The organism is Scytonema sp. PCC 10023, assembly GCF_963920835.1.
Classification (GTDB): domain Bacteria; phylum Cyanobacteriota; class Cyanobacteriia; order Cyanobacteriales; family Nostocaceae; genus Kalymmatonema.
Genome location: NZ_CAWUDP010000041.1, coordinates 49,436 through 60,312, shown reverse-complemented (window position 1 = coordinate 60,312; position 10,877 = coordinate 49,436). Strand labels below are relative to the sequence as shown.

Here is a 10,877-nt window from a genome sequence, read left to right as displayed (position 1 = left end):
GAATAAAAAACATAGGGGTGTAAGGGTGTAGGGAACCCATACACCCTTACCCCTCTAGTTTTGGTAAATTGTTTGAAACAATACTAACTTTATATATTGACAAAAATACTGTACTTCTCTGTTTATTAAAAAACGATGACAGAATAAAAATCAGCATACAAATGAAGTAACTCGGCACGATAAAACAAATATATGCTATGTGAAGATATTATAAAATTTACGGAGAACATTATTGACAACTTTCTAGTAATAACACTATGTTTGATACGAGAAGAAAACAGGGTGAAATTTAGAAGCAGATGTGAATATTGGTGCCGTGTTACTAGGCTTTAAAGCTTTTAATTGTGTAGGCGTAATTTTGCTTGCAGGTAGTAACCAAGCTTGAAGCTTGATTTTTATATAGCTCCCAATATTGATGGCAATGACAACTTCTTAACTGTCATTGGCACCACTTTCAGCAACAATGGAGGTGAACCCATTGTTGACCGAGGCATCGGCAATACCCTGAACTTAAGTAGTAACACTATTTCAGGTCTAGAAAGCCAGCCAATTCTTATCTAGTAGCAAACTCTAACAAATTTGTCGGCTTCTAACCCAAGTCCAAACTGACGCGCTTTGTCAACCGAGAGTAAATGTCTAACATTTGTAAGACATTTTTTACTAATTATCAAACTTAAGAGAGGAGTTTTGACGATGAAAATACAAAGCCTATTCACAAAGGCTTTCTGGTTGGTATTGGTTTGTATCACAGTCGTGGTTGTGAGTGTTTTCAGATTAAGCCCTAGTTTTGCTCGTTCCACGATAATCCCGCCAGCACAAGTATCAACAGCGGGAGTGACTGTAGCCCAGTATGGTTCATCTTCGCTCAAAGCCCCGTATGATTAACGTTCAGGAGGAAAGTCTCTCTATAGGAGGCTAGGAGGCTACAACGCGATCGCCGCGTGAACTACCATTTCCAGGAACAAATTTTGCAGATATTCAAACAGGAGAACACAAAAAAGTCTTCAATTCGCTTAATAATGCAGAAGTGAATTTTTGGCTTGATGCATTGGCAATGGATAAAGTCTTAAATTCAGGAATTCCCGTGAATATCGTCCCATTGAACGCAACGGATTCAGCCAGATTACAAGGGTTTGACTCACGCATTAAAAACAATCCTTCTAGGTGTGCTACTGCTCCTGCTCAGTTTATCCAAAAACTCCAACCAGTTAGCAAAGAACCATTCGCAGACTACTTGTGATGCCTTAGTCTGACCCAATGCAGTAAAGAAAGCTACAATGGCGCGTAGCGCCACCGCCACTTTGTTGTAAGTGCTCGCATGAATTGAGGGGTAACAAGTATACATCAGTCGATAACCCGCAACTTGGGTTATTCTTAGAGACTAAGAACTAATGGTCAGTGAAAATATTGATTAGTAAATAAATCTATGCCAAAAGTAATTTCAATACACTCTTATCGCGGCGGTACTGGCAAATCCAACTTTAGTGCTAATCTAGCTACCAGTGTTGCCCTACGAGGACACAGAGTTGGCGTAGTTGACACTGATATTCAATCACCGGGAATTCATAATCTTTTCGGTCTAGAACCGGAGAACATGAACAAGACCCTCAATAGCTATTTGTGGGGTCAAGCACCGATTGAAGATACAGCCTATGATGTCAGCGATAATATTCAGCTCAAAGGGAATGGCAAACTTTTTCTAGTTCCCTCTAGCGTCAAGGCTGATGATATTTCCCGGATTTTGAGCGAGGGATATGATGTCAAACTGCTGAATGATGGGTTTCGCAAATTAGTTAAGGGACTGCAATTAGATTACTTATTTATTGATACTCACCCTGGTTTATCAAAAGAAACCTTCCTCACGATCGCTATTTCTCATGTTTTGGTTCTGATTTTGCGTCCCGACAAACAAGATTATCAAGGGACGGCAGTTACTATAGACGTAGCACGACAGTTAAAAGTCCGCAAAATGTTACTGGCGGTAAATAAAGCATTGCAAAGCATGAATTTTGATGCTTTGCGCCAAAAAATTGAAGCGGCTTACGATGCTCCTGTCGCCGGAATTTTTCCCTTATCAGAAGACTTAGTACAACTGGCTAGTAACGGTGTTTTTTGCCTGCAATACCCGGATCATTATGTAAGTCAGGAGTTTGCTAAAGTGGCGCAGCAGATTATGGAATAGCTAAGTGTTGACTGATAACTAATAAGTGATACCAGAATTTTAAAACTATGACAGAAAAACACGATTTAAAGTCGCTGGCAAGTTCAATTAACGCGGTAGCTTCACCTTTTCGTTCCTATCTCAGCGACTTGTATGAAAAATATGAATATCTCAATGATGGTGCTGTTGCTGACTATATTCCTGAGTTGGCATTAGCGAAACCCGACTGGTTTGGTATTTGTGTAGTGGCTGTTGACGGTCAAGTTTTCGATGTGGGTGATTGCGACAAACTACACGGGTTTGGGTAAAAGTGGAGAGACTATTGTTGGTTCAGTCGTTGGTTCGCAGATTGTCTTTATCTCTCCAACCCGACATGACCCAAATGCGGCATTTCGACGAACTGTTAAGGTAGATAAGGAGAAAGTACACCCGCTTGACAAAGCATCTCACGGTCAAAAGGGGATTGGGATTACTCTTGACTACCAAGGTAAAGAAACTGTAGCCGCCTGGAGATATTTACCTTCTTTGAATGGAGGTATTTTAGTTAAAATAAATACTTCAGAAGCATTTTCTTCCTTAATAGCATTAAGAAGAGTTGTGATTGTTTTAGGGTTTATTACCTTATGTGTGGTAATTTTAGCCGCCTTTGCAGTCGCTAAATCTATTTCTAAGCCTGTTGTCAAACTGACTCAAGTTGTTCAAGATCTGGCTCGCGGTAATTTGAATCAACAAGCACCAGTTCTAACCCATGATGAAATTGGTCAATTAGCACAATCATTTAACTTCATGGGAAAAAAACTTCAAGAATCTTTTAATATAATTAAAGCAAGAGAGCAGGAACTAGCTACTGCAAAAGAGCAATTAGAGGCTGTTTTAGATGCCGTTCCAGGTTCCATTTCCTGGTTTGATTCTGGGGGATTATATATCGGTGTAAATCGTTATGTAGCCGAAAATTGGAATATTTCTCAAGATGCTTTTATTGGTAAAGAAGTAGGTTTTCTTAAGGGTAGTTCGTTGATCGCTAGCTTTATGCGTGATTTTTTTGCTTCTGAAGAAGAGGCTGCTTCACAACTCATAGAAGTAGAAGTGAATGACTCGCCAAAATACTATTTAATTGCGGCTCAAAAATATCAGAAAGGTAAGGCGACCGTATCTGTTGGGATTGATGTTACAGAACGCAAAAAAGCAGAGGAAGCGCTGCGAATTGCTGAGGAAAATTACCGCAGTATCTTTGAAAATGCTTTAGAAGGTATCTTCCAATCCCAACTTGATGGGCGCTTTCTCAGTGTAAATCCAGCAATGGCACGTATCTATGGCTATGATTCTCCGTCAGAGATGATAGCTAGTATTCATGAAATTGATACCCAAATTTATGTTGACCCCAATTGTCGAGAAAAGTTTGCATACCTAATGGAGGAAACAGGCAAGGTTAAGGATTTGGAATATCAGATTTATCGGCGTGATGGTAGCATCATCTGGGTACAAGAAAATACAAGGGCAGTCCGCGATACAAGCGGCAAGCTGCTGTACTACGAAGGAATTGTGCAAGACATTAGCGATCGCAAACGCCGGGAAGATGAACTCAAACGACAATTAGCTGAATTAAAAGTTGAAATTGACCAGAAGAAGCGCGAACAAGAAGTAGCTTTGATTACTAAAAGTGGATATTTTCAGGAGTTACAAAGTGAAATTTCTTCTGTGAATTTGGATGAGTTTTGGGAGTAGTACATGATAAGGTGATGAGTTTGTATTTATTACTGGAGTTTAGGGCAAAGGGCACTACGTCAAGCTCTGGAGAAAGCAAAACAACCTTAGCCTGTATCGTGTTGCTGTGAACGCCAACGCTGAAGATGGTCTAGAAGTCGATGGCAATTTCAACTCCATCAGTGCTAGCAACAGTGTATTCATCAACAACGTTGGTGATGGCTTTGATGTGAATGGAAACAGCAACATAGTTGGTCTGTTGGCAATGTCCTCAATTAACAACGGAGAGGATGGGCTGGAAATCAATGGCAATGACAACTTCTTGACTGTCATTGGCAGCACTTTCAGCAACAATGCAGGTGAACCCATTGCTGACCGAGGCATCGGCAATACCCTGAACTTGAGTGGTAACACTATTTCAGGTCTAGAAAACCAGCCAATTGTTATCTAGTAGCAGACTCAAACAGATTTGTCGGCTTCTAACTGAAGTCCAATAGGTTAAGCAAAACTACTGTTTGACTAAGATAAGCTTACAGGTACTACAAAACTTCGTTAATTTATAGCTGAGCGCAGTTGTTAAGGATGTAAACAACCCGCATGCGCGTGATAACTGCGCTACAGAATGTAAACCGAACACCAAGAGTGGCTGTCCTTAACCTTAACAACGACAGCCACTCTTTCTGTTGGAAGTCAAGGCTAATTAAGATGCGTTTGCTTTGGGGCGATCGCCCAACTTTCTACCGACGGACAATTTCTCGATCATGTCCGCGAGATTATCAGGTTTTTTAAGACAGCATAGTTGAGAATCCAGAATTGCTGCAATTCCTGAGACAGAATTATAGCGGGTTTGGTGTTGCCTGGAATACAGTAGAGACCGTACAGTACAGTCTCTACATACCATTGTGTATGTGATTCAAACGAGAACCGCACTTACTTCGGACTCCTAATTTTTAGTCGTCCGGTGGTTTGCAGTTTATCAGGGCTACTTAATCGAAAGAAGATTTCTGTTTCTATGAAAAAGCAAAAAAATCAATTTAGCCACCTCACCGCAATAGAAAGAATTTACCTATCAGTACCTGCACAGTTTTTGTTAGATAAGAATATGCTTCAAGGTAAAGTTCTAGACTTTGGTTGTGGCTTTGGCAATGATGTTAAATTATTGCGACAAAAAGGATTTGATATTACAGGTTATGACCCTTATTATTTCCCGCAATACCCTAATGAGAAATTTGACACAATAATTTGCTTTTATGTTTTAAATGTTTTATTTCTTGAAGAACAAGCTAATGTTCTCATGGCAGTCTCGAACCTATTGAAGCCGGGAGGTAAAGCGTATTATGCAGTGAGAAGGGATATAAAAAGAGAAGGTTTCCGAGAACATTATATCCATAAAAAACCGACATATCAATGTATTGTTAAACTTCCTTTTAAATCAATTCACTCAGATGAGTATTGCGAGATTTACGAGTATAGCCATTATAATTTACAAAGAAACTCATCTAATCATTGCATATTTTGCAACCCTCATAAAAATCTAACTATCCTAACCGAGTCAGCAACTGCTTATGCTATGTTTGATGGTTATCCCGTAAGTAAAGGGCATGTTTTGGTGATTCCAAAACGTCACGTTAGTAATTATTTTGAACTTCCGTTTAAAGAACAATCTGCTTGTTGGTTTATGGTTAACAGAGTGCAAGAAATTCTTAGTAAAGAATTTCAGCCCGATGGTTTTAATGTGGGAATGAACATCAATCGAGATGCAGGTCAAAATATGATGCATGCCAGTATTCATATTATCCCTCGTTACAAAAATGATACTGTTGGTGCTAAAGGTGGAATAAGATATGTGATTCCTAAAAGAAAATAGTTTGTAGTTTGTCGGTTGGGCAGAACCGCAAGAATGTTATCAATACAAGGTGCGATTGCCCCTTGGGCAATCGCTGTAATCTTGTTCTACTACTACCATTAAGCAAGTAAAAATAAAAAATTAGAAAAACCAATTTGTATTCACAGTACCTTGAACATGAGTTTTTTCGGAAATGAAAGGCGTGATATTAGCATGATGAAATATATTGCTTTAGTACTGCTATTGATACTTTTCTCCTTAGTAACTTTACCTGCTGAGGCATCTGTATGTCGGAGTTATCAAGGTCAGAAAATTTGCATTCTCAGTATCAAACGCAGCGCTAAAAATTATTGGGAATATAGGGCTGCCGTGAGCGTAGATGGAATCAAAAGACCAATCGAAGTCTATAACTGTCTTGAGCAAATTAAAGTTGAAAAAGATGGAACTGTCGTACCATTTGAGGACAATGATCCAGGTAAGTTGATATGCAGTTATTTCCAGAAGTAAATAGTAAACAAGAGTCCAAAAGTCAATTGGATAAAAATAAACCAGAGATTAACACAGATGCACACGTGAAAATCGCGCATCTTCAGATTCCCGACTTCTTAAAGAAGTCGGGAATCTTGTTGTTCAGTGGAGAAAAGAAAATTCATTCTTTGCTGAATCCCCGCGCATTTATTTATAGACTGACATCTTGCACCAAAAAAAGTTGATAATTTTTTACCACTCAGTATTAAACCTAAAGTCCCTAATTTACCGAAAAAAACCCAAAAAAGTAATGTAACTTTATCCCACCGCTTTTTACATAGGCTCGGTTCCTACGGAGAGGTGCAAGATCTGAGTAGAGACATTCTGACTCCTGGGTTCTGAGAACTGATTTATAAAGTAAACCTTAAATTGTAGGGTGCGTTAAAGCAACGCGCAACGCACCAACAAATGCGATGCGTTCCGGCAAGTTCTAACTCTCTCAAACTTTCAAATCCTTACATAGCCGTAACACATCCTACTTAATATTTACTTTATAAATGACCTCTGACTCCTTCTTTTGCCTTCTATATTAATCCCGCCGACTCATAGAGCCTTTTAAGCATTGCCATTATTTTGTTACCATAATCTAAATCTGCTGACCAACGTCCTGAAAGCTGGTCGATTGATGTTGCAATACCGCGCGTCACAAAGCGAAATCTCGGATCTACGACTTCCTGCACCAATGGTTCCAAACTGGCGTAAGCTTTCAAGTGTTGAATCTGCGCCCGAACACCAATCCTCGCACTTTCAAAAGACGCCACCTCTGCACCACCACCAATAGTCCCCAAACCAGCAAAGTTATTTTGCTCTGGTTTGAGATCGCCACCAAAGCGTAAAAATGCAGTTTCTAAGCACATTTGGCAAAAAGCAATGTCATAGTTGACTCCCTCTATCGTTGCTTCTTCGCGATAGAGTTTCGGCAAGTCAGGAAACTGCACGATCGCACTTTCATTATTGTTTCTCAAAAATAGCTGCAACTGTACTTCTGATGTATAACCGTTAGACATAATCTTGTCAATTTGACCAGCGGGAATTTGCAGAATCGAGCGTAAACTCAAAGTGCGACTTGCACTATCCCAAGAGATAGAAACATGAAACTCTTGCAGTTCAATAGCTTTGACGTAAACAACTCGGCGGTAACTCACGCGGCGGACATTCGGCGCTTTCGACAAATCAACCCGCAAACGATCCACCAAGTCAATAGGGATATAAGCATTACCATTAATCAGTATCCCTTGCTCTGAGTACTTTTGCCCGTTAATGTTGATATTGATTGGCGGATATGTTGGTTCTGCTTCCCCTCCTGAACCGGGATCAACTGTACGACTCCAAGATGCTAGTCCGTCGGCAATTCCCAATGCAAAATCACGGCGGCGAGTTTGTAGCAAAGCGCGATCGTCTGGGCTGGTGAGAAAGCCTACTTGCATCAACAAAGAAGCAATTGCTGTCTGACGACAGAACGCCAAGCGCCCCAAACCCGATGCTGAATCTGGTTTAACTCCCCGGTTTGGTAACTGAGGAACACGGCGCAGCAACGCCACCAGGAGCAGTTCCGCATTGCTTCTGCGCTCATCATTACTGGCAATGTAGAAAATGCTTGCCCCACGTACAGAAGGACTGCTGGCTGCATCAGCATGAATTTCTAGGGCAACATCTTTTTGACGAGCGCGAGAATTGATCCAAGCGATCGTTTGTTGAGCACTTAAGTCATCGGGAACCGCCAAAACTTCAAAATTACGCGCTCTAAGTTCCGTCACTATCAAATCCCGCAGCAGAATCATTTCCTTCGCTTCGTTTGTCCCACCAGCGATTGAGCCTGGATCAGTTCGTCCTGCTTCTTTGCCTCCGTGAGCTGCTGAAATAAAAATACGTCCCATTTTCAGTATTTCCTCTTATACAATTAAACTTAAGCGATTCTGGAGCGCCATTCGTGCTTTGGCAACAAGAATATAATATCCATCAGGAGTCCATTGCTTTGTTATTTGTCCCTTGTTTAAAGACCAATCGCTAATGTACAGACGCGCCAGGTTGCGTCTCTACAAGTACAGACGCGCTAGGGCGTGTCTCTACAACTTATGACCAATATGTACATCCCTCGCTTGCATCCAGACACAATTGAAGAAGTTAAACAACGGGCGGACATTGTCGATGTCATCTCCGAACACGTTGTTTTACGCAAGCGCGGAAAAGATTTTGTGGGTTTGTGTCCTTTCCACTCAGAAAAAACTCCTAGTTTCACCGTCAGCCAAACTAAGCAAATGTACTACTGCTTTGGCTGTCAAGCTGCCGGCAATGCTATTAAGTTCATAATGGACTTGGAGAAGCGCTCTTTTGCGGAAGTGGTGCTGGATTTAGCACGGCGTTACCAAGTGTCAGTCAGAACCCTAGAACCTGAACAAAGGCAAGAGTTGCAGCGTCAGCTGTCTTTGCGCGAACAACTGTATGAAGTTCTCGCTGCGGCGGCACAGTTTTATCAACACGCTCTCAGGTATAGTGGAGATAAGGCATTACAGTATCTCGAACAAGTGCGTAAACTGCGCCAAGACACAATACAGCAGTTCGGTTTAGGATATGCGCCCGCAGGTTGGGAAACACTCTACCGCTATCTAGTTGAGGATAAACGCTACCCTGTGCAACTGGTGGAAAAAGCGGGTTTGATTAAGCCACGCAAGGAAGGGGGCGGTTATTATGATGTGTTCCGCGATCGCCTGATCATTCCCATCCACGATGTTCTTGGGCGTGTTATTGCCTTTGGTGGCAGAAGTTTAGGCGATGAACAACCCAAGTATTTGAATTCACCCGAAACAGAAGTTTTTTTCAAGGGTAAGACTTTATTTGCCCTCGATAAGGCAAAAGCAGCGATTTCCCAAATGAATCAAGCCGTGGTGGTGGAAGGATATTTTGATGCGATCGCCCTCCATGCAGCGGGTATCAATAATGTTGTCGCCTCCCTTGGTACAGCTCTTAGCATAGAACAAGTTCGGCAAATATTACGCTACACCGAATCTAAACAGTTAGTTCTTAACTTTGACGCTGATAAAGCTGGGACAAATGCCGCAGAACGGGCAATTGGGGAAATTGCCGAACTTGCATACAAAGGTGAAGTCCAGCTCAAAATTCTCAACTTACCAGATGGTAAAGATGCCGATGAATACTTGCAAGGACGCAATCCAGAGGATTATAGAGAATTATTAGCAAATGCTCCACTTTGGTTAGATTGGCAGATTCAGCAAATCATCAAAGACCGTGACTTAAAACAAGCTGCTGACTTCCAACAAGTGTCAGGGCAGATGGTAAAGTTACTGAAAAATATTGCTAATAGTGATACACGTAACTATTACATCTCCTACTGCGCCGAGATACTTAGCTTAGGAGATACCAGACTTATACAGCTACGGGTAGAGAATCTTGTCACTCAAATTGCTCCTGCTAGCACACCCCGTAAGTCAACACCAGTCATCAAGCAGCAACCTGTAGCAGCACAGGAAAGTGTTGCATCTCAAGCAGGCAGTCTTTTAAAAATGGCAGAGGCTTTGTTATTGCAGATTTACTTGCACTATCCGGAATATCGTCAGGCTATAGTTGATGTTTTAGAAGAGCGAGATTTGCAATTTAGCCTTTCTCATCATAGATTCTTATGGCGACAAATTTTAGAAATTTCCTCTGGAATAGAGCATGATTTGATATCAACTGTACAAGATAGATGCTTAGAGTTTCCTGAGGAGATGAAATCAGTGACTCATTTATTTCATTTAAATGAAAAAACCCAGAAAGATATTATCTCACACCATGACAAATTGATTCAAGCAGCAACTGCTTGTATGGAAAGGGTGATCAGGGAAAAGCGCTGTCGTCACTTCTGGGAACTATTGGATCAAACCGATCCAGAAGCTGAACCCCAAAAATGGCAATCTTATTATGACCTTTTCTATGCTGAAAAACAGCGGCTTCAGGAGTTAGAACGACAGCGGCAATTTTCTATTGCAGATTTGCTGTAAAGGGGACTGGGAATTGGGGATTAGGGATTGGGGTAATGGTTATCAAACGAAAAATTATGTCCGGGGAAATATTGACCGAAACCAAGTCGGGAACATTTCCCCCAACAACCGTCCCCAGTACCTAAGGAGAGGAGCGGTATTCCTCTCCCACCATACGTACTCGTTGGTGGGGAGGACAGTGACCTCACCAGTTGAAGCCTCCTTTTGGTTTGTGTCACGAAGTTTTCGCCACTGTGGGGCTTCAGCCGATTGTACGCCGCACTTGGGCACTCCAAGGACAACGTCCACAGGCTCTGCATCGCCCGATTTACCAGTGGTTGTACACCTATGGCTTTGTACATCCCAATACAGGTGAGAGCTGCTTTTTTATCTTACCCAGAGTCAATACTAAGGTAATGCAAATTGCCTTGAACACCTTTGTCCAACAAGTCAATCCAGACAAAGCGAAGTTAATTATTTTACTACTTGACCAGGCAGGAAGGCAATTGCACTCACCGCTTAGGTATCCCGGACGGTGTAATTCTTTATCCCATCCCCCCTTATACCCCACAACTTAATCCAACCGAGTGTGTATGGCCTCTCCTACGTGAACTTTTAGCCAACCGCGTCTGGAATGACCTTGATACCCTGGAGGCGATTT

The 10,877-nt window shown here is 41.6% G+C and carries 12 protein-coding genes; 11 read left to right on the top strand and 1 reads right to left on the bottom strand.

All coding sequences use genetic code 11. From position 1 onward, the window contains the following. Nucleotides 1–381 precede the first annotated feature (381 nt). From ACM0OZ_RS23895 to ACM0OZ_RS23855, 9 genes are all read left to right on the top strand, one after another. Nucleotides 382–561: a hypothetical protein gene (locus ACM0OZ_RS23895; protein WP_414585306.1), complete on the top strand. Its 180-nt coding sequence runs from the start codon at nucleotides 382–384 to the stop codon at nucleotides 559–561. A 132-nt stretch (nucleotides 562–693) separates the two neighbouring features. Beyond that, nucleotides 694–885: a hypothetical protein gene (locus tag ACM0OZ_RS23890; RefSeq protein ID WP_414585305.1), complete on the top strand. Its 192-nt coding sequence runs from the start codon at nucleotides 694–696 to the stop codon at nucleotides 883–885. 142 nt (nucleotides 886–1,027) lie between these two features. Beyond that, nucleotides 1,028–1,240 carry a hypothetical protein gene (locus tag ACM0OZ_RS23885; RefSeq protein WP_414585304.1) on the top strand — a complete coding sequence of 71 codons (213 nt, stop codon included), beginning with the start codon at nucleotides 1,028–1,030 and terminating at the stop codon, nucleotides 1,238–1,240. Nucleotides 1,241–1,426: 186 nt separating this feature from the next. Continuing rightward, nucleotides 1,427–2,182, top strand: coding sequence for a MinD/ParA family ATP-binding protein (locus tag ACM0OZ_RS23880; RefSeq protein WP_414585303.1), 756 nt, complete (start codon nucleotides 1,427–1,429; stop codon nucleotides 2,180–2,182). A gap of 47 nt (nucleotides 2,183–2,229) precedes the next feature. Then, complete coding sequence (locus ACM0OZ_RS23875) at nucleotides 2,230–2,469, top strand: glutaminase (RefSeq protein WP_414585302.1); 240 nt, start codon at nucleotides 2,230–2,232, stop codon at nucleotides 2,467–2,469. After that, complete coding sequence (locus ACM0OZ_RS23870) at nucleotides 2,438–3,886, top strand: PAS domain S-box protein (protein ID WP_414585301.1); 1,449 nt, start codon at nucleotides 2,438–2,440, stop codon at nucleotides 3,884–3,886. Before ACM0OZ_RS23875 ends, ACM0OZ_RS23870 begins: the two co-directional genes overlap by 32 nt. Nucleotides 3,887–3,992: 106 nt before the next feature. Then, nucleotides 3,993–4,316, top strand: a complete 324-nt coding sequence (locus ACM0OZ_RS23865) for a hypothetical protein (RefSeq protein ID WP_414585300.1) — start codon at nucleotides 3,993–3,995, stop codon at nucleotides 4,314–4,316. Between the two features lie 561 nt (nucleotides 4,317–4,877). After that, nucleotides 4,878–5,732 carry a bifunctional class I SAM-dependent methyltransferase/HIT family protein gene (locus tag ACM0OZ_RS23860; RefSeq protein ID WP_414585299.1) on the top strand — a complete coding sequence of 285 codons (855 nt, stop codon included), beginning with the start codon at nucleotides 4,878–4,880 and terminating at the stop codon, nucleotides 5,730–5,732. 192 nt (nucleotides 5,733–5,924) lie between these two features. Then, complete coding sequence (locus tag ACM0OZ_RS23855) at nucleotides 5,925–6,218, top strand: hypothetical protein (protein ID WP_414585298.1); 294 nt, start codon at nucleotides 5,925–5,927, stop codon at nucleotides 6,216–6,218. A 545-nt stretch (nucleotides 6,219–6,763) separates the two neighbouring features. Here ACM0OZ_RS23855 and ACM0OZ_RS23850 read toward each other — a convergent pair. Next, nucleotides 6,764–8,116 (bottom strand): N-acetylmuramoyl-L-alanine amidase, encoded by a 1,353-nt coding sequence (locus tag ACM0OZ_RS23850; protein WP_414585297.1) that lies wholly within the window; start codon nucleotides 8,114–8,116, stop codon nucleotides 6,764–6,766. 207 nt (nucleotides 8,117–8,323) lie between these two features. On the opposite strand from ACM0OZ_RS23850, the gene dnaG reads away from it, so the two are divergent. Both dnaG and ACM0OZ_RS23840 read left to right on the top strand, forming a co-directional pair. Beyond that, nucleotides 8,324–10,237 carry a DNA primase gene (gene dnaG / locus ACM0OZ_RS23845; protein WP_414585296.1) on the top strand — a complete coding sequence of 638 codons (1,914 nt, stop codon included), beginning with the start codon at nucleotides 8,324–8,326 and terminating at the stop codon, nucleotides 10,235–10,237. A gap of 191 nt (nucleotides 10,238–10,428) precedes the next feature. Continuing rightward, a complete protein-coding gene (locus ACM0OZ_RS23840) occupies nucleotides 10,429–10,794 on the top strand; it encodes a hypothetical protein (RefSeq protein WP_414585295.1) in 366 nt (121 codons plus the stop codon). Nucleotides 10,795–10,877 lie beyond the last annotated feature (83 nt).